Origin of the sequence: Flavobacterium sp., assembly GCF_027490375.1 — a bacterium.
GTDB lineage: Bacteria > Bacteroidota > Bacteroidia > Flavobacteriales > Flavobacteriaceae > Flavobacterium.
Genome location: NZ_JAIXYH010000059.1, coordinates 25,961 through 43,002, shown reverse-complemented (window position 1 = coordinate 43,002; position 17,042 = coordinate 25,961). Strand labels below are relative to the sequence as shown.

22 protein-coding genes are annotated in these 17,042 nt (G+C 39.7%); 7 read left to right on the top strand and 15 right to left on the bottom strand.

Features of this window, described 5'->3' with window-relative positions; translation table 11 throughout:
• Position 1 precedes the first annotated feature (1 nt).
• The 13 genes from Q0064_RS07480 to aroB form a co-directional block, all read right to left on the bottom strand.
• The gene (locus Q0064_RS07480; protein ID WP_298146587.1) at positions 2–415 is read right to left on the bottom strand and encodes a DM13 domain-containing protein; all 414 of its coding nucleotides are present in this window, start codon (positions 413–415) and stop codon (positions 2–4) included.
• A gap of 377 nt (positions 416–792) precedes the next feature.
• Positions 793–1,182, bottom strand: coding sequence for a DoxX family protein (locus Q0064_RS07475; protein WP_298146584.1), 390 nt, complete (start codon positions 1,180–1,182; stop codon positions 793–795).
• Positions 1,179–1,652 (bottom strand): YHS domain-containing (seleno)protein, encoded by a 474-nt coding sequence (locus Q0064_RS07470; protein ID WP_298146581.1) that lies wholly within the window; start codon positions 1,650–1,652, stop codon positions 1,179–1,181. Before Q0064_RS07470 ends, Q0064_RS07475 begins: the two co-directional genes overlap by 4 nt.
• 96 nt (positions 1,653–1,748) lie before the next feature.
• Positions 1,749–2,507 carry an SDR family oxidoreductase gene (locus Q0064_RS07465; protein ID WP_298146578.1) on the bottom strand — a complete coding sequence of 253 codons (759 nt, stop codon included), beginning with the start codon at positions 2,505–2,507 and terminating at the stop codon, positions 1,749–1,751.
• A 19-nt stretch (positions 2,508–2,526) separates the two neighbouring features.
• Complete coding sequence (locus Q0064_RS07460) at positions 2,527–3,186, bottom strand: peroxiredoxin-like family protein (protein ID WP_298146575.1); 660 nt, start codon at positions 3,184–3,186, stop codon at positions 2,527–2,529.
• Between the two features lie 11 nt (positions 3,187–3,197).
• Positions 3,198–3,590 carry an OsmC family protein gene (locus tag Q0064_RS07455; protein ID WP_298146573.1) on the bottom strand — a complete coding sequence of 131 codons (393 nt, stop codon included), beginning with the start codon at positions 3,588–3,590 and terminating at the stop codon, positions 3,198–3,200.
• A 54-nt stretch (positions 3,591–3,644) separates the two neighbouring features.
• Entirely contained in the window at positions 3,645–4,664 is a 1,020-nt protein-coding gene (locus Q0064_RS07450) for a hypothetical protein (protein WP_298146570.1), read from the bottom strand.
• Positions 4,665–4,715: 51 nt separating this feature from the next.
• A complete protein-coding gene (locus Q0064_RS07445; protein ID WP_298146568.1) occupies positions 4,716–5,264 on the bottom strand; it encodes a carboxymuconolactone decarboxylase family protein in 549 nt (182 codons plus the stop codon).
• Positions 5,265–5,386: 122 nt separating this feature from the next.
• Positions 5,387–5,986 carry a Crp/Fnr family transcriptional regulator gene (locus Q0064_RS07440; RefSeq protein ID WP_298146565.1) on the bottom strand — a complete coding sequence of 200 codons (600 nt, stop codon included), beginning with the start codon at positions 5,984–5,986 and terminating at the stop codon, positions 5,387–5,389.
• 216 nt (positions 5,987–6,202) lie between these two features.
• On the bottom strand, positions 6,203–6,604 hold the full coding sequence (locus Q0064_RS07435) for a DNA primase (RefSeq protein WP_298146563.1): 402 nt from the start codon (positions 6,602–6,604) through the stop codon (positions 6,203–6,205).
• Between the two features lie 37 nt (positions 6,605–6,641).
• Positions 6,642–7,613, bottom strand: coding sequence for a deoxyhypusine synthase family protein (locus Q0064_RS07430; RefSeq protein ID WP_298146559.1), 972 nt, complete (start codon positions 7,611–7,613; stop codon positions 6,642–6,644).
• A gap of 19 nt (positions 7,614–7,632) precedes the next feature.
• Complete coding sequence (locus Q0064_RS07425; RefSeq protein WP_298146556.1) at positions 7,633–9,027, bottom strand: arginine decarboxylase; 1,395 nt, start codon at positions 9,025–9,027, stop codon at positions 7,633–7,635.
• 287 nt (positions 9,028–9,314) lie between these two features.
• Positions 9,315–10,385 (bottom strand): 3-dehydroquinate synthase, encoded by a 1,071-nt coding sequence (gene aroB, locus Q0064_RS07420; protein ID WP_298146554.1) that lies wholly within the window; start codon positions 10,383–10,385, stop codon positions 9,315–9,317.
• 127 nt (positions 10,386–10,512) lie between these two features.
• On the opposite strand from aroB, the gene Q0064_RS07415 reads away from it, so the two are divergent.
• Positions 10,513–11,688: a proline dehydrogenase family protein gene (locus Q0064_RS07415; RefSeq protein ID WP_298146551.1), complete on the top strand. Its 1,176-nt coding sequence runs from the start codon at positions 10,513–10,515 to the stop codon at positions 11,686–11,688.
• Positions 11,689–11,723: 35 nt separating this feature from the next.
• On the opposite strand, the gene Q0064_RS07410 is transcribed toward Q0064_RS07415, so the two are convergent.
• Complete coding sequence (locus tag Q0064_RS07410) at positions 11,724–11,933, bottom strand: hypothetical protein (RefSeq protein WP_298146548.1); 210 nt, start codon at positions 11,931–11,933, stop codon at positions 11,724–11,726.
• Between the two features lie 301 nt (positions 11,934–12,234).
• On the opposite strand from Q0064_RS07410, the gene Q0064_RS07405 reads away from it, so the two are divergent.
• The 6 genes from Q0064_RS07405 (at position 12,235) to Q0064_RS07380 (ending at position 16,387) form a co-directional block, all read left to right on the top strand.
• Positions 12,235–12,678 carry a 2-dehydro-3-deoxyphosphooctonate aldolase gene (locus Q0064_RS07405; protein WP_298146546.1) on the top strand — a complete coding sequence of 148 codons (444 nt, stop codon included), beginning with the start codon at positions 12,235–12,237 and terminating at the stop codon, positions 12,676–12,678.
• A 76-nt stretch (positions 12,679–12,754) separates the two neighbouring features.
• Positions 12,755–14,119, top strand: coding sequence for a cell envelope integrity protein CreD (gene creD / locus Q0064_RS07400; RefSeq protein WP_298146543.1), 1,365 nt, complete (start codon positions 12,755–12,757; stop codon positions 14,117–14,119).
• A 149-nt stretch (positions 14,120–14,268) separates the two neighbouring features.
• On the top strand, positions 14,269–14,640 hold the full coding sequence (locus Q0064_RS07395; RefSeq protein ID WP_298146540.1) for a VOC family protein: 372 nt from the start codon (positions 14,269–14,271) through the stop codon (positions 14,638–14,640).
• A 37-nt stretch (positions 14,641–14,677) separates the two neighbouring features.
• Positions 14,678–15,286 (top strand): Crp/Fnr family transcriptional regulator, encoded by a 609-nt coding sequence (locus Q0064_RS07390; RefSeq protein WP_298146537.1) that lies wholly within the window; start codon positions 14,678–14,680, stop codon positions 15,284–15,286.
• Positions 15,287–15,386: 100 nt separating this feature from the next.
• Positions 15,387–15,947, top strand: coding sequence for a flavodoxin family protein (locus tag Q0064_RS07385; protein ID WP_298146534.1), 561 nt, complete (start codon positions 15,387–15,389; stop codon positions 15,945–15,947).
• A gap of 2 nt (positions 15,948–15,949) precedes the next feature.
• On the top strand, positions 15,950–16,387 hold the full coding sequence (locus Q0064_RS07380) for a DoxX family protein (protein ID WP_298146531.1): 438 nt from the start codon (positions 15,950–15,952) through the stop codon (positions 16,385–16,387).
• Positions 16,388–16,683: 296 nt separating this feature from the next.
• Here Q0064_RS07380 and Q0064_RS07375 read toward each other — a convergent pair whose 3' ends face one another.
• Positions 16,684–17,037 carry a TfoX/Sxy family protein gene (locus tag Q0064_RS07375; RefSeq protein WP_298146528.1) on the bottom strand — a complete coding sequence of 118 codons (354 nt, stop codon included), beginning with the start codon at positions 17,035–17,037 and terminating at the stop codon, positions 16,684–16,686.
• Positions 17,038–17,042 lie beyond the last annotated feature (5 nt).

Genomic DNA, 17,042 nt, shown 5'->3' with positions numbered 1-17,042 from the left:
CTTAGTTTTGAGTTAAAGCAGTTACCGCAAATAAATGATTGTATTGTTGGCAATGAATAAGTACGTAATCGTAGTCGGAAACCACTACCGAATTGGGGATTTCATAAACCGTTTGCGCACTTAAATTGCCGAGATTTACAAAGTTGCTCGGAACGGCCGCTTGCGATAAATACACTTTTAAATCGGGTCCGTTTGAAATCGAAAAATCCGTTAGTTGCAACTTATAAGTGCCTTCCGAGAAGTAAATTTGCGCACCACCAGAAACGGTAATTCCTGAGGTTGGAGCAAAATTCCCCGCGTATTGCAGCGTAGCGTCGGGTGCAATTTCTTCTGCAACGCGGCCCGAGGTAAGTACGCCTTCTTCCGAACAGCCAAAAAGTAAAAAACTACAAACAATCAGCACTAATGTTCTCATGATACTAAGTTTATTAAGGTCAAAACTACTGCAGCGCCCCAAGCTAAAATGTCGGCTAGCTTACATTTACCATCGATTTGTTTTTTGGGCCAGCAATTCCCGCTGTTCGTTGCAAGTCCTCAATGCCAAAACGGCTGTCGTACGCTCGGCATTGGCTTCCTGCCGGTCGCCGCTGCCACGCAACGCCAGCAACGTTTTCGCATTTCCGGGCTTTTCACTGCCATCGGGGCTGGAAAATCGTTACCGGAAAAAAACGTGGATAAGCGAATGTGCTTTTGCTTATCAAGCGTTTGCCAACTTTAGAGTTCTTTGAACGTGAATAGACTAAAACCGCTGTAACGGGATGACAGCTCCGGTTAACTGTCGGATCAATCAAATTAGATTTTTAATTTTAAAAGATCTGGTATTTTGCTTCTTTCCTTAAAAATCAAGTACAAACTAGAAGCAAAAGTAACGGTTGCAAGAATAAATAAAAGTCCGCCGTCGCCTTTTACTTCAATGCCTAAAAACAAAAGGTGCGAAAGTATAGCTCCACTCATGGTACCTAAAGCCAATAAAGCTCCGATTAGTGTTGTTCTTGGCACGAGTATTAGTATGGATGCAATAAGTTCAACAATACCAGATCCAATTCTGCCATAAGGTTCTATGCCAAGTGTCGTAAAGATATAGACGCTTTCTTGGGCCGCAGAAAATTTGAAAAATAAGGTTTGAAGTAAAATTACCACTATTATTCCTTTGGCAATCAGTGTTGTTACATTCGTTTTCATATCGTTATTTTTTTTATAATTTTTTTCCAGTTCGCATCCGCTTTAGCCTTTAGGTTGGCTTCATCTTTATTCCAAGATTTCAGCGTATTATTAAAAAATGCATTGTAAAACAGATTCAATTTGCCGTTAACAATTTTAAATGTTTCCGGATCAACTTCAACTTTTTCTCCGGTTGCACCCATGGCATATGCGCACCATCCGCCGTACTGTGGTTCGTATTGGTCGGGGTTTTTCAGGAACAAATCTTTATTGGCTGGTGTGGCAAAATAATAGGTTACTCCTTCGTATTGGGTTGCTATCGAAGATTTTCCTTTTACGGCCTTCTTTTGTGTAAAATATGCCACCGGATCATAGCCCTGAATGGCAACATTATTTTCTAAATTGAAAGCTGCTTTTCTTTTAGCAGCTGATTGTGCAAAGCTTGTTGTAGATAATACAACAACAAACAATAATAAAGCTAAATTTCTCATTTTTATTCTTCTTTAAATTTGTGTAACAATTGATTAATGTTTTTTTAAGTGTTTTTTTTGATAGGCACTTTCGTCTATTTTTTTTGACTAAGTCTGCTACAGCGCATTGACCGACATTCCGCCATCAACAATCAGATTTTGACCGGTGATGTATGATGACGCTGGCATTGCTAAAAAAGCAATAGCATGGGCCATTTCTAGGGGTTTTGCAACTCTCCGTAGCGGGGTTCTTGAAATTACCTCCTGTACTTTAGCGGTGTCTTCTAACAATCCGGCGGTAAGTGGCGTTTCGGTAAACCAAGGCGATACTGCATTTACTCTTATCTTGTCGATCGCCCACTCAACTGCCAGATTGCGCGTAAATTGCAAGATACCGGCTTTAGAAATGCCGTAAGGAGAACCCGTACGAACATCCAATAAACCCGCAATAGAAGCTACGTTAATGATTGAGGGATAATCCGATTTTTGCAACAAGGGATACAAGGATTTGCTCATCATAAATGGCGCTTTGATATTGGTATCAACTACAAATTGGTATTCACTTTCGGTGTAGTCAACAGTTGGCTTTCTTAAGTTCGTACCGGCATTATTGACCAGAACATCCAGTGAACCCCAGTTGCTTTGGATATATTGTTTAACTTTTTCTATATCGACCGAGTTAGTTACATCAGCTACCAATCCTTTTACGGAATTGTATTTATTGAGCAAATTTTCTTCTAAGTCACGAACGTCGTTTTCGTTGCGAGCTGTGAATAAAACCGTTGCTCCTAGCTCCAGGAAAAGCTCAACCGAAGCTTTACCAATTCCTTTGCTACCGCCAGTAATCAGTACTTTAAAATTATTTAAATGAAACATCTGAATTCGTTTTAGGTTTTTAATTATTCTGCAAATGCGCAACTATTTCTGCTGGTTCAGCTCTTTTGCGGTAATCAACATCAACAAAACTGTAACTAATTAATCCATTTTGTTCGATTACGTACGTAGCTGTCAAGGGTAATTCATCTCCGCTTCCTCCATTAAAGTCCAGTAAATCGTGGAATTTCTTGTAAAATGAATTTACTTCATCGCTAACTTTGAAAACCAAACCGTATTTTCTGGCTACTTCGTTGTTAATATCGGTTAACACATCGAATGTCAGCTCATTTTTTTCTTTGGTAGTCAGCGAATGGTCGGGAAGTTCTGGCGTTAATGCCACTAATTTGGTGTTTCGTTTTTCAAATTCAGGGATGAAGCTTTGCAGATTTCTTAAGGTTAAATTGCAATACGGACACCAACCTCCGCGATACCACGTAAGCACTACCCTTCCCTGTTTTAATTTTTCTTTAAGCGAAACCGTATTTCCGGCTGCATCTTTTAGCATAAAATCGATTGAATAATCTCCTTGACGCAACGCGTTGCTACTCATTTGATTTTCAACTAATTCATCGATACCTTTTTGAAAAGTATCCGAAACAGTCGAATCTACTTCAGAAATCCACTTTTCTTTAAAATCGTTTAATTGATCTTCTAATGATTGAATGTTACTAAGTATCATGTTAAGTCTTTTTAATTAAGAATTGTCTCTATTTGATTACCCGCTGATAACAGTTTGTGTACAGGACATTTTTTGGCTATCAATAACAATCTGCTTTTCTGTTCTTCAGTAATGTTCCCCGTAATCTCAATAGTTGTTTTAATGATACGACTAACATTGTTCTCTTCTAAGATCGCGGTAATGCTCATTTTACCAATTTTCCAACCTTTTCGATCAGCATACATTTTTACAGTTGCAGTGGTACAAGTTGCGAGTCCAGCGAGTATTAACTCATAAGGGTTTAGTCCTTTATCCTGGCCACCGTCCTCGATGGGTTCATCATTAATAATTTGATGTTTACCATTGCTTATGACAGTAGCGTAATTACTTCCCTCAAATTTTGAATTTATAGTAGTGGTTTCCATTGCTAGTTGGGCATTAAAAGGCCACTCTTTTTCCTTCAGAATGGCCTTTGCTTTTTATTTCAACAATTCGTTTAAGGGTACACTCACTACTTTAAATGGCAGTACTGGAGGTGTGTTAAGCTTTCCGTCTTTATCGTCAATAATGTGATTTAACTGACTGTTTACCGTGTACAATTTGCCGTTTCGTATCGCAGAAGCAGTTGGTCTGTCGTAAACCGATTGAAATTTGTCGTGTATCGTTAGCGTGGCTTGAGTGTAGTCTTTGTTAAATTGAGCTGAGAATATTGCTCCAGCTTGCGAATAAACATTAACCATTAATAGCCGACCCTTGTAAAAAAACATACCATCGGATCCTGAAAATGATTTTGTGGCATTATCGTCTTGTAACTTTATTGGTGTTACTTCTTTAGTTCCTAAATGTATTCTTACCAAGGTTCCGCCTCCTTTTATTGTTCGGTTCATAACCGATGCAATTAAATACTTCGAATCTGGTGTAATTGTCAGACCATTCAATCCAAAAGGTTGGTCTGGCGCCGGATTTTTTAACAACGGATCGCTCACAAACACTTCGGGCTTACTGTCTGCAAAGGAAGTCTTCCAAATATTAGGTCCGAAGGTATCCGATACATAGGCATTACCTTGAGGATCTAAGGTTACTTCGTTGAAAAAAGCTCCATCAATAAAGTTTTCGGGGATCGTTTTCAGCAATTTTCCACTTTTTAAATCAAAAACTTTAAAATTGCTGCCCGGATTGCCGCTTGACGTCTTGAAGTTGAAGTTTGCTACCCAAAGACGGTTGTTTTTCTCGTCAACGGCCATACCTACAGCGATTACCAAACCGTTCTGACCAGGAGCGCTGAAATAAGAAATCTGATCTTTACTGTCGATTCGTTGTATCGAACCGTCGCCAAATCCGCCTACTAATAAGTCGCCATTGGGTAAGGTGTGTATTCCTTCCGGAAATAATTTATCTCCTTTTAATGAGATAGTGTTAACGGTTTTGTTTTGTTGCGCCACTGCTGTAATCGACGCTGTTGCAAATAAAATTGCTGCTATAAAATTTTGAGTTTTCATGATTTCTGGGATTTTTAGATTTTTAGATTTTTTTAGATTCGCGATTGCTGATTAAAGCTGATCAGCCAATGGCCAGTCGATTTCAATTCCGGTCAAATTGTGTAAGTAGTTGCTGATGATTTTATCGCCTACCACAATCACCACATCAATTAAGTTGGCAACGCTATAACCGGCTTGAAAGAAAAGTTCTTTAGCGTCTTCGCTTACTTTACCTCGGTTGCTAACCACTTCTGCTGTAAAGCGCACCAAAGCATCCAACTTCGGATCAAAGGAGGCCGAACCGCCGCGCACTTCCAAAATTTGCTCTTCACTTAATCCGGCATATTTTCCGAATACACTGTGTGCCGATTGGCAGTAGCGACAACCGTTAATCTGACTCGTAACCAAATTGATTACTTCACGTTGTTTACCCGTAAGGGTGCTTTTGCGATTTTGGAGCGCTAGATAATCAGACAAAGCCGTTTCGTTGTGTGCATAAAAAGCATACAAATTGGGCACAAAACCAATCATTTTGTGCAGATTGTCGAAAATGCCTTGATTAACGGTTGAGACTTCCTCGCGTTGTGGAACTGAAAATGTTCTTTTTGCTGTTGTGTTCATAATACTTTGTTTTAAGAATGTTATGTCGATATTGACAAGACAAAGTTGCGCCAACAAGGCAGCTGAACACAATCAACTAGTTGAGGAAATCAAGTGAAACTAAGTGAAGAAAAAAAAGTAAACTAGATTAACTTTTTCGACTGAACCCGCGTGTTTCTTAGCTTTGATAAGTATTGAGTTGTCATTCCCAGAAAAGATGCCAGCGCATATTGCGGCACCCGATTGGCAATATTTGGGTATTTTGTCTCAAATTCGGTGTAACGTTCCTCGGCGGTTTTAGTTAAATTAATAATCAAACGACGCTGTAAACCGGCAAACGAACGTTCGGCCATAATTCTAAAAAACGTCTCGTATTTGTGGTGCTTGGCTTTAAGCATTTGTTCCGACTCGTAATCGATTTGCAAAACAACACTATCTTCTAAAGCCACAACAAACATTGATGCGGGTTGCTGAAATATATAGCTGTTGTAATCCGAGATCCACCAATCTTCCACGGCAAATTGTATGGTATGCTCTTCGCCAAAGTCGCCAACTACATACGCTCTAAAAGCTCCTTGAACAACATAATTTCGGTATTTTGCGGTGAAGTCCGGCTGTATAATAAATTGCCGCTTTTTAATAGTCGTACGCTTAAAAAACGATGCGAAATCAAGTAATTCCGACTCGCTAAAGTCGATTTTCCCGCGCAAGTGCGCCAATAAAGCGGCGTGTGTTTCCATCATAATTCGATATCGAAGCCGAAAAATAAGGCAATATTTCTAAACTTTAAAATTTTCGAATCGCCGTGAGCGAGTAAGTAGTTTAATATTGAATTCTTTTCTCTCATTAAGCGTTCCCTTCCAACTTTTGTGCTTCATTCGAAAATCGTTTCGGCAGTTCTGGCTGAAAGTACAAGCAAAAAAAAATCCGATGTTTTTGGCATCGGATTTTTATACTAATTATTCTTCGTCGTCTTCGTCGTCGGCCACATCAGCCGGATCGGAATCGAAATCGTCTTCATCATCAAATTCCGGACGATCGTTGTTAACATCGTCGTCGGCATCATCGTCTGCATCTACATCATCCGCATCATCGCCCAAATCAATGCCTTTAATTGGCTCTAACGGCACTACTACATCTTCTTCATCTTCAAAATTCACCATTCTATCGGCCAATTTAGTCGAAATTTTCACCAAATAAATGGTGTCTTCCGTGCGTACTTCCACCGCTTCGATGGTTTCGCCTTTGTGGTTTTTAAATCGAATAATGTTTGAATCGTCGTAGCCGTCGGGAAATTTCTCGACCAGCAAATTCAAAATCTCGTTTGTAAGTTTGGAGTAATCAACAATAATTCTTTTCATCGCTTTATAAATAGGAAAGGGCGTTTGCTTTTTAACTTTACATATCTAACAAGTACGCAAAAATAAGAGGCGCAACGATTGTAGCATCAGATTCTATGATAAATTTTGGAGTTGTTATATCTAATTTTCCCCAAGTAATTTTTTCGTTCGGTACCGCTCCAGAATACGAACCGTAACTGGTTGTACTGTCGGAGATTTGACAGAAATAGCTCCAAAACGGAACATCGTGCATTTCCATATCTTGGTACAACATCGGTACGACACAAATTGGGAAATCGCCCGCAATACCTCCACCAATCTGGAAGAAACCTACGCCCGATTTGCTGTTTTTCGTGTACCAATCGGCCAAGAACGTCATGTATTCAATCCCGCTTTTCATTGTCGAGGCTTTTAAATCGCCTTTGATAACATACGAGGCGAAAATATTACCCATCGTGCTGTCTTCCCAACCTGGAACAATAATAGGCAAGTTCTTTTCCGCGGCAGCGTACATCCAACTGTCTTTCAAATCAATTTCGTAATATTCTTCCAAAACGCCCGACAACAACATTTTGTACATGAATTCGTGCGGAAAGTAACGTTCTCCCTTATCGTCGGCATCTTTCCAAATTTTATAAATGTGCTTTTGCAAACGTCTAAACGCTTCGTGTTCTGGGATACAGGTATCGGTAACGCGATTTAAACCACGTTCCAACAAATCCCATTCTTGTTCCGGCGTTAAATCGCGGTAGTTTGGCACGCGCTCGTAGTGTGAGTGCGCTACCAAATTCATAATATCTTCTTCTAAGTTCGCACCTGTACATGAAATAATCTGTACTTTATCACGGCGAATCATTTCTGCAAAAATCTTACCGATTTCGGCTGTACTCATAGCTCCCGCCAAAGTTACCATCATCTTCGCACCATTCTCTAATTGTGCTTCGTACGCTTTGGCAGCATCAACTAAAGCAGCTGAATTAAAGTGCAAATAATGCTTCGTAATAAACTGGCTAATCGGTCCCTTATTCATATCTCAAATTTAATTTCTTTTATTTATAACCAAGTATACTAAGTACTTGATCTGACGTTTGTTGTTCCGAAAAAACTTCGGTTGCTAATATGCCGTTTTCATCGCGATCAATCAAAATGTGCTTGGGCTGCGGAATTAAACAGTGATGCAATCCGCCGTAACCACCAATGGTTTCTTGATACGCTCCAATATTGAAAAACCCAATGTAAAGCGGTTTCTCTTTATTGTATTTCGGCAAATAAATGGCGTTCATGTTTTGTTCCGAGTTGTAATAATCGTCGCTATCACAAGTCATGCCGCCCAAAAGTACACGTTCGTAGGTGTCGTTCCAACGATTTATGGCCAACATAATAAAACGCTTGTTGATGGCCCAAGTATCTGGCAAAGTAGTAATAAACGACGAATCGATCATATTCCACTTCTCACGGTCGTTTTGTTGCTTTTGGTACAAAATCTGGTAAATCGCTCCGCCGCTTTCGCCCACCGTAAACGAACCAAACTCTGTAAAAATGTTCGGAACATCAACCTCAGCTTCGTCGCATGCAATTTTAATTTGGTTGATGATTTCGTCGATCATATACTGATAATCGTACTCAAAGGCTAACGAATTTTTAATCGGAAATCCGCCTCCAATATTCAAACCATCGAGCGACGGGCATTCTTTCTTCAAAGCGATATACACCTTAATACATTTGACCAACTCGTTCCAGTAGTAGGCGTTGTCGTTAATACCGGTATTGATGAAAAAGTGGAGCATTTTCAATTCCACCTTTTTATTGTCTTGAATTTGCTTCTTGTAGAAAGCCAGAATATTCTTGTACCCAATACCCAAGCGCGACGTATAAAATTCGAACTTCGGTTCTTCCTCGGCGGCAATACGAATTCCGATTTTAAACTTTCCTTTAATTTCGGCTTGCAACAAATCCAATTCTTCGTAATTATCGATAATCGGAATACAGTTTTTGTGTCCGCTATTAATTAAGCGCGCAATATTCGAAATGTACTGGTCGCGTTTAAAACCGTTACAAATGATAAACGTATTTTTATTGATTTTACCGGTTTCCATTAAACGTTCTACAATATTGATGTCGAAAGCCGATGAGGTTTCAATATGGATATTGTTTTTAAACGCTTCGTTCATCACATATTCAAAGTGCGAACTTTTAGTACAGTAGCAGTAGTAGTACTTGCCTTCGTATTTATTCTTTTCCATAGCGTTACGAAACCAATTTTTCGCGCGCTTGATGTTGTTTGAAATTTGCGGTAAGTACGTAAATTTCAATGGCGTACCGTATTGCTCCACCAACTTCATCAAATCGATGTTGTGAAATTGGAGATTGTCTTTGTTAAGCGTAAACTCTTCTTGTGGAAAGTAGTACGTTTGATTGATAAGGTCGAAGTATTTTGTATTCATGAAAGCGAGAAATTAAGATTTGAACAATAAAACTGTGTAAAACAGCTTTCTCAAACCCTAATATTGGCGTAGATAATTTGCAATTCGGCACTCGCATATTGCAGCAACGAACTGTCAAATAAATGCAATAAAGAAAATTTAGTGGCTATTAAATCCAAAAACCGGCGTTTAAACTGCCGTGAATCCTTGCAATGATGCGGTTTGCTAGCAAAATTTTCGTTTCTTTTCATTGCAGCAAATGTAAAAAAATATTGAAGTAACACTCTTTACATTTATTTAATTTAATGTTAGGAATTATAAAATTGTATCGCATTTTCAATTTGTTGTGAATCAGCTATATACGTATCTTTCGCAAAACCAATGGCGGTAATTGGTGCATAGCGCAGGTTTCCATCCCTATTTTTTTTGTCGTGACGCATCAACTCCAGCAGTTTTGGAACGGCATTTTGTGGAATGATTATGCGATCAAAAAACCGATCGATCACGGCAACTAATCGCTTAAAATCGGTTTCTGCTAATAATCCGCTTTGCCAGGCCATATGGCTTTCCATGATCATTCCCGCAGCCACGCAATAACCGTGATAAACACGTTCTTCACTGCTTTCCAGCAAATACGATTCGAGCGCGTGACCAATACTGTGTCCAAAATTTAGAACTTTCCGGAGTCCATTTTCAAACGGATCTTCACTAACAATCCGCATTTTTATCTGTGCCGACTCTAAAATGCTCTGGCTATCGGCTGCCATGGAAAACGACGAGGCTTGCTCAAATCGTTCAAAAACTGCGGCGTCGGCAATAGCGCCGTGTTTAATCATCTCAGCCAAGCCCGATAAGATTTCTTCGGGTTCTAAACTTTCCGCGAAAGCGCAATCGATAAGAACCAGTTGCGGCATGGCCGTTGTTCCAATCTGATTTTTCACCGCACCTAAATCGATGCCGTTTTTACCACCCAAAGCAGCATCGACCATTCCTAAAAGTGTAGTAGGCACATTCACAAAGTCGATTCCGCGCTTAAATGTCGCTGCGATAAATCCGCCGATATCGGTTACTACTCCACCGCCAAAGTTGATCATCAAGGTACTTTTGTCTGCTTCGATATCGGCTAATTCTTCATAGATAAACCGACAAATTTCCAACTGCTTTTGCTCTTCGCCGGCTTCAATCACAATGGTATGGATGTCTTGAGCAGCATATAATTCTTGCAGCAATTTACCTGCCCACAAATCATAAACTACTTCGTCTGAAAACAGCACAATTTTAGAATACTTGTTTTTTTCGATGAGTGCGTTTAAAGCTGCATAGCCGTTTTCGCCTTCAAAGATATCGTGCACCGGTTCGGAATGGTTGAGGAATGTCATTTTTTACTTTTACGGAACAAAATTGCAACATTTCCGAGAGAAATCGCCCTAAATAATCGTGAAGAAAGCGATAAAAATATTGCCTACGCAAACGTTCTCGTTATCTTTGTGACGCATAAAAATTACGATGGAAAAATTGTTTGACAACACCGAAACGGCATTTGCTCTAAAAACCGATACAGAACTCGACCGCGCGTATTTTCTTTTCAAGATGATTGCTAACGAACCTTTAGTTCGCATTGGCACTGCGGTTACCAACTTTGCCATCAAAGCACATTTACCTGTTGAGGGTTTGATTAGAGCCACCGTTTTCGATCATTTTTGTGGTGGTGTAAACGAACAAGATTGTTTGCCTGTGGTTGATAAAATGTATACCAAAGGCGTAGCGTCGGTTTTAGATTATTCGGTGGAAGGAAAAGAAGACGAAGCCCAATTCGACGCAGCTTTGGCGATGACTTTACGCACCATAGATTTTGCGATTGCTCGCGAAGCCATACCGTTCGCTGTCTTTAAACCAACGGGCTTTGGCCGATTCGAACTGTATGAAAAACTAGGCCGAAAAGAATCCTTAACTTCGGAGGAGCAGGCAGAATGGAACCGCGTTATTGAACGATTTGACCGAGTTTGCAGCGCAGCACATCAAGGAAATGTGATGCTTTTAATAGACGGTGAAGAGAGTTGGATGCAAGACGCCGCCGACGATCTTGTGGAACAAATGATGCGCAAATACAATAAAGAAAAAGCAGTAGTTTTTAACACCTTACAACTTTATCGTCATGATCGTGTTCCGTATTTGAAGCAATTGCACGAGAGAGCTAAAGCAGACGGATTTCATATTGGAATGAAACTCGTGCGCGGCGCATACATGGAAAAAGAAAACAAGCGCGCCGAAGAGTTGGGCTACCCTACTCCGATTTGCAAAGATAAAGCCGCAACCGATGCGAATTTTGATGCAGCTGTGCACTACATGATGGAACATTTAGAGCACATGGCAATTTTTGCGGGAACGCACAACGAATCGAGCTCATACCGCTTAATGCAATTGATGGACGAACACGGAATTGCTAAGAATGATACACGTGTATTTTTCGGACAATTGTACGGAATGAGCGACAACATTAGTTATAATTTGGCCGCACACGGCTACAATGTAGCGAAATACTTGCCTTTCGGACCCGTACGTGATGTTATGCCGTACTTGATTCGACGTGCAGAAGAAAATACTTCGGTAGCCGGGCAAACCAGTCGCGAATTAAATTTATTAAAGAAAGAGCGCGATCGGAGAAAAACAGTAGGAAGATAGCTGCTTGCTACTGCTAATAGGCATCTGGCAGATGATTAAAAATACACGCCATAGTGAAGTGCTTTTAATTTCTTTTGAAGCAAATATTCTTGTAGCCATTGGTGTAAATGTAGTTCCTCATACCGCTGATTTATGTTTTTAACGCTTATCTGCATACTGCTGCCTGGTGCTTTTATTTTCGGAAGCTTGTACCTATGGCCTAGACCCAAAACATTTTGGTATTGGTTTGGCATTAATGTGTTCATTTTTGCCATTTATTTCTCGCTTTTAATCTTCCTTTCACAGGCTAAGTTTTTCTCAGATCCTTATGGCTTAAAGCTACTTGGTTATCTGTATCTGAGCATGTTCGCTCACTCTGTAATTAGCTTAGGCTATGCAAGTTATCAAAAGTATCGCGCAAAGAAAGATTTGTAGTTCACTTTCTTAAAGTTAAATCTTAAACAAAATCTTTGCACACAATATTGCAACTGCTACGTCGTTATAGTGTAAATTAGAATTCTGTTTTCTTTAATCGATTTATCTTTAACAACCTAAAAACAAATTACTATGCGACGACAACTTATCACAACCGCCGTAAGTGCTTTACTTTTTGCGTGTACCTCGACAAAAGGTACGGTAAATACTAGTGTTGCGAATATCCAACTCCCTATTTCGAATACTGACGGTACTGCTTTTGTACTTTCAAAATACAGCACGGATAAAACGTATGGTTATACCGAGAAAAATCCGATTCTGGTTGGAGGTGTTGGCAACGGACCCGCGAACGAACGCAAATACCTCAATTCGCTTACAGGACCAAATGGCGAAACCATCAGTTATGTTAGAATGGGAAGTTGCTGTTTATTTGAATCGAAAAATAGTCCGTATGGCAGCGGCATGCTCGACAAGTATAAAATTACGTATGCGGGCCTTGAAAAAGAAATTGTCTTGTATTTGAATATGTACGATGCGGGCAATCTTCTAATTCCTGTAGGTTTTAAAGCAAAATGACAAAAAGTAGATTTTAACGAACTCACGTAAAAAAATAGAACTCGCATAACTCACAAAACAAATCAAAACTCCCAGCATGGAAAGCAGCCAATTACAGCAAACCCCTAAAAAAAGCTTGAAGAACAACGTTTATTTTAAGATAACGACCATAATCATCATTGTTTTGCTTTTGCTTGTTCCGACCGCAATGGTTCACAATTTAATTCAAGAGCGCGAACAAACGCAAAATCAAGCTATTGAAGAAGTAAGTTCGAAATGGGCTGGAGCACAAACCTTAGTTGCGCCTATTTTATCTATTCCTTACATCAAGTATGTTCGTGAAACGTCTAAAAAAGATACAACTGAGAAAATTGTTGCTGTTAAAGACTACATTCACATCCTTCCCGACAACCTTGAAATAACCGGCACTATAAATCCGGAGAAGAGAAACCGCGGTATCTACGACATCGTTGTGTACAATTCAAAAGTAGAGATTACGGGAACCTTTAAAGCGCTCGACTTTTCCGCATTAGATATTCTACCACAAAATATAAAATTAGATAAAGCCGAGTTTGTTGTAGGAATCGATGATTTGCGCGGCATTGAAAAACAGGTTGAATTACAGTGGAACAATCAACAGTTGTTTTTTAATCCGGGCGTGTCGTCAACAGATGTGGTTGCATCCGGCATAAATGCTGCTGTTTTGGTTGATCCGCTACAGAAAGAAAACTATCGCTTTAAACTAACACTCGACCTGAAAGGAAGTCAGAATTTATATTTCGTTCCTGTTGGAAAGGTAACCGATGTAAAACTCAGTTCTTCCTGGCCAAACCCAAGTTTCACGGGAGCTTTCCTACCTGATTCCAGAAGCGTAGCGGAAAACGGTTTTAAAGCCAATTGGAACGTTTTGCACCTAAACAGAAACTATCCGCAAATGTGGACCGGCAGTCGATTTGATTTAGACGCATCTGCTTTTGGAATCGACCTACTGTTACCGGTAGATAATTATCAAAAAGCGTATCGTTCGGTTCAATACGCGATCTTGTTTATTGGATTTACCTTTTTAGTTTTCTTCTTTATTGAAGTTTTAAATAAAGTCTTCATCCACCCGATACAATACATCTTGGTTGGTGTTGCGCTGATAGTCTTTTACACACTACTTCTTTCGATATCGGAACATATATCGTTTGACCTTGCCTTTATTGTCTCCGCGTTATCCACCTTGTTACTGATTGCTGGATACGTTCGAGCAATTTTAAAATCGAGCAAATTAACGCTGTTATTATCGGCTATTCTCGTTATTTTATATGCTTTCATTTTTGTGATCATCCAACTGCAAGATTATGCGTTGTTAATTGGAAGTATCGGAATTTTCGTAATCTTAGCCTTGTCGATGTACTTTTCACGTCAGATCGACTGGTACAATTTAAACTTGACCGAAAAAGTTAATAAAAACGAATAATCAAAAATTTAAATGCCTGATTTTTAGGAATTAGCATAAAAAAAGGCTCCAAGTTTTTATATTTGTTTCAAGAAGCATTTTGTTGCGCCTGCTGTAGTTGTTTAAACGTAGCGAAAGAAAGGCGTGATAAATGAGTAAACGCAAACAATATGAAACTAGGAGCTTTTTCAATTAGCTTAAGCGTTACCGATTTGGCGGCATCGCACGAATTTTATCAAAAGTTGGGTTTTACCGTCCTTGCGGGAAGTTTCGAGCAAAATTATTTGATCTTAAAAAACGAAAATGCGTTAATCGGTTTGTTTCAAGGAATGTTCGAAGGAAACCTGCTTACCTTTAATCCGGGCTGGGACGAAAACGGGCAGCAAACCGATCCGTTTGACGACGTTCGCGCGATTCAGTCGCAATTAAAAGCCAGTGGTATTGGCCTTACGGCAGAAGTCGACGAACAAACGACCGGACCGGGTAGTATTTTTCTTTCGGATCCCGATGGGAATGTAATTTTGATTGACCAGCACCGGTAGATTTCAGCATAATCTTTGTTACTTTCGCAAAAGTAGATTGCAGCAATTAAACCACTTGATCACGCCAAAATTCGAAATTATTCTTGCTAATGTAAACAAGCACATCCATTTAGATCGAACGGAGGTCGACTATTTTTTAAGCCTTTTACAATACAAAACGTTTAAAAAAAAGGAGTTCATTTTACGACCGAGTGAGATTTGTCGTACCGAAAACTTTATTATTTGTGGTTGTACAAAGACTTATACCTTAAACGAACTCGGAGCAGAACACATCGTCATGTTTGGAGTCGAAGATTGGTGGATTGGCGATTTATATAGCTTTTTAAGCCAAACTCCGTCGACTTACTACATCGAAGCGTTAGAGGAGACCGAAATACTTCAAATATCCAAATCCGACCTCGATACTTTATACGCTAGAGTGCCCAAATTTGAACGTTTTTTCAGGATTTTATTGCAAAATGCATTTATCGCCCAACAAAAGCGCATTCAGCAAACGTTGGCACTAACCGCCGAAGAGCGCTATCTCGATTTTGTACAAAAATATCCATCGTTAGAACAACGTCTCTCCCAAAAGCAAGTTGCCGCTTACCTCGGAATCACTCCCGTATTTTTAAGTATGCTTCGAAAACGTTTGACGCAGCGTTAAAACCCAGAAGGTTGAACCGTAGCTGTTCGAAATTAAACTAGTTTAATTTTTTATCGCTTCCGCCGTAGTTGCTTTGTGGTGAATTTTAAAACAACTACTTATGAGTATCGTAATTGTATACCACAGCGGCTACGGACACACCAAGATTGTTGCCGAACACATCCAAAAGGGAGCACTCGAGCGCAGTGCGGATGCTAAATTGGTTTCGACCCTGGAAGCGCAAGCCAATTTCGAGATTCTCCACGAAGCCGATGCGCTTGTTTTTGGAACGCCAACGTACATGGGAACTGTAAGCGCTGAATTCAAGAAATTTATGGAAGCGACGGGGGCATTTTGGTATCAACAGAAATGGAAAGACAAATTAGCTGCCGGATTTACCAATTCCTCTACGCTGAATGGAGATAAGCTAAACACCATACAGCAACTCGCACTTTTCGCAGCACAGCACAGCATGCTTTGGATTTCGTTGGGAATACTACCCAAATTTGAGAACGACATTCAGTTGGACGAACCGAACGGACTTGCCAGTTACTTAGGACTTATGACGCTGTCGGATAACGCGCATCATCAAGTGAACACTCCGAAAGACATGCACACGGCAGAACTTTTTGGAAAGAGGATTGCCGAGCTAGTAAACGAAAAAATAAATTTAAAAAAGTAAGAATGAAAGCTATTTTTAAAACAGCAGACAACTATGTTGGCTTGATTATCCGCTTAAGCTTAGGTGGTATTGTTTTGCCTCACGGCGCGCAAAAAATGTTGGGTTGGTTTGGCGGCTACGGCTTTACGGGAACCATGAACTTTTTTACAGAAACGCTTCACTTGCCGTGGATTATCGGGTTTTTGGTGATCGTCATTGAATTTGTGGGAGCAATCTCGATACTGTTAGGTTTTGCCGTTCGAATATGGGCAGCCGCCATCGTTGTCTTATTCAGCGGCATTATTCTAACATCGCATATAGCATACGGCTTTTTTATGAATTGGTTTGGCAACCAGAAAGGAGAAGGCTACGAATTTCATCTTTTAATAATTGGATTGGCCTTAGCTTTATTGTTGAATGGAAGCGGAAAGTTGGGTTTAGACCAGAAAAAAAGCGCCTAAAATTTATTGTTACAAGTTGGATTTGATTGCGGAAATTGGAAACTCCGTTGAAAACAGTACGTATTATGTACCCTTAAATTCAGGAAAATAAAAGTGCTTTATTCTGGTATTTTTTGTGTTTGCAAAATTCATAATATCAAATTTTCACAGATTATAACACAAACCTCGTTTAACAGTGCTTAAACGAGGTTTGAATTTTGGAATGTGTACTAGTTTTTTGAAAAGACGGTTGTGAAACAAGGAGGTTTTGTGGTGCGCAGTTACCTACCGATTTACCCTGCTCGTAGTTCATTGTTTTATTTCGTCTTTCGCTTTTTGGATGATTTCGCAACTTTATTGTATTCAAGGCATAATTCTAAGAAAAATTCGAAGTCCTTTCTGTCTTTAAACCCATCAGGATTTATGTAACAGTATCCTGTGTATTCTTTGCCTTTCATCAACATGGTCTCATAACCATCTTTCTCGTAAAGTTCTTCTTGTCGGCTTGGATCAAAACGTAGCATTAACTTCTCACCGCTTATACCAACACACGTCTTGTTATTAACCATAAAGTTTAAAACATTGAACATTTCTTTTTCTTCAATTTCTAGATTTGGTTTTTCAGCGAGATACTCTCTAACTCTATCTGCAAGATTCGTGTTGTATCGCATTTGAA

Excerpts from the sequence above, each read along its gene's own strand:
- Q0064_RS07480 (WP_298146587.1), bottom strand. The coding sequence starts at position 415 with ATGAGAACATTAGTGCTGATTGTTTGTAGTTTTTTACTTTTTGGCTGT.
- Q0064_RS07475 (WP_298146584.1), bottom strand. The coding sequence starts at position 1,182 with ATGAAAACGAATGTAACAACACTGATTGCCAAAGGAATAATAGTGGTA.
- Q0064_RS07470 (WP_298146581.1), bottom strand. The coding sequence starts at position 1,652 with ATGAGAAATTTAGCTTTATTATTGTTTGTTGTTGTATTATCTACAACA.
- Q0064_RS07465 (WP_298146578.1), bottom strand. The coding sequence starts at position 2,507 with ATGTTTCATTTAAATAATTTTAAAGTACTGATTACTGGCGGTAGCAAA.
- Q0064_RS07460 (WP_298146575.1), bottom strand. The coding sequence starts at position 3,186 with ATGATACTTAGTAACATTCAATCATTAGAAGATCAATTAAACGATTTT.
- Q0064_RS07455 (WP_298146573.1), bottom strand. The coding sequence starts at position 3,590 with ATGGAAACCACTACTATAAATTCAAAATTTGAGGGAAGTAATTACGCT.
- Q0064_RS07450 (WP_298146570.1), bottom strand. The coding sequence starts at position 4,664 with ATGAAAACTCAAAATTTTATAGCAGCAATTTTATTTGCAACAGCGTCG.
- Q0064_RS07445 (WP_298146568.1), bottom strand. The coding sequence starts at position 5,264 with ATGAACACAACAGCAAAAAGAACATTTTCAGTTCCACAACGCGAGGAA.
- Q0064_RS07440 (WP_298146565.1), bottom strand. The coding sequence starts at position 5,986 with ATGATGGAAACACACGCCGCTTTATTGGCGCACTTGCGCGGGAAAATC.
- Q0064_RS07435 (WP_298146563.1), bottom strand. The coding sequence starts at position 6,604 with ATGAAAAGAATTATTGTTGATTACTCCAAACTTACAAACGAGATTTTG.
- Q0064_RS07430 (WP_298146559.1), bottom strand. The coding sequence starts at position 7,613 with ATGAATAAGGGACCGATTAGCCAGTTTATTACGAAGCATTATTTGCAC.
- Q0064_RS07425 (WP_298146556.1), bottom strand. The coding sequence starts at position 9,027 with ATGAATACAAAATACTTCGACCTTATCAATCAAACGTACTACTTTCCA.
- aroB (WP_298146554.1), bottom strand. The coding sequence starts at position 10,385 with ATGACATTCCTCAACCATTCCGAACCGGTGCACGATATCTTTGAAGGC.
- Q0064_RS07415 (WP_298146551.1), top strand. The coding sequence starts at position 10,513 with ATGGAAAAATTGTTTGACAACACCGAAACGGCATTTGCTCTAAAAACC.
- Q0064_RS07410 (WP_298146548.1), bottom strand. The coding sequence starts at position 11,933 with ATGAACACATTAATGCCAAACCAATACCAAAATGTTTTGGGTCTAGGC.
- Q0064_RS07405 (WP_298146546.1), top strand. The coding sequence starts at position 12,235 with ATGCGACGACAACTTATCACAACCGCCGTAAGTGCTTTACTTTTTGCG.
- creD (WP_298146543.1), top strand. The coding sequence starts at position 12,755 with ATGGAAAGCAGCCAATTACAGCAAACCCCTAAAAAAAGCTTGAAGAAC.
- Q0064_RS07395 (WP_298146540.1), top strand. The coding sequence starts at position 14,269 with ATGAAACTAGGAGCTTTTTCAATTAGCTTAAGCGTTACCGATTTGGCG.
- Q0064_RS07385 (WP_298146534.1), top strand. The coding sequence starts at position 15,387 with ATGAGTATCGTAATTGTATACCACAGCGGCTACGGACACACCAAGATT.
- Q0064_RS07380 (WP_298146531.1), top strand. The coding sequence starts at position 15,950 with ATGAAAGCTATTTTTAAAACAGCAGACAACTATGTTGGCTTGATTATC.
- Q0064_RS07375 (WP_298146528.1), bottom strand. The coding sequence starts at position 17,037 with ATGCGATACAACACGAATCTTGCAGATAGAGTTAGAGAGTATCTCGCT.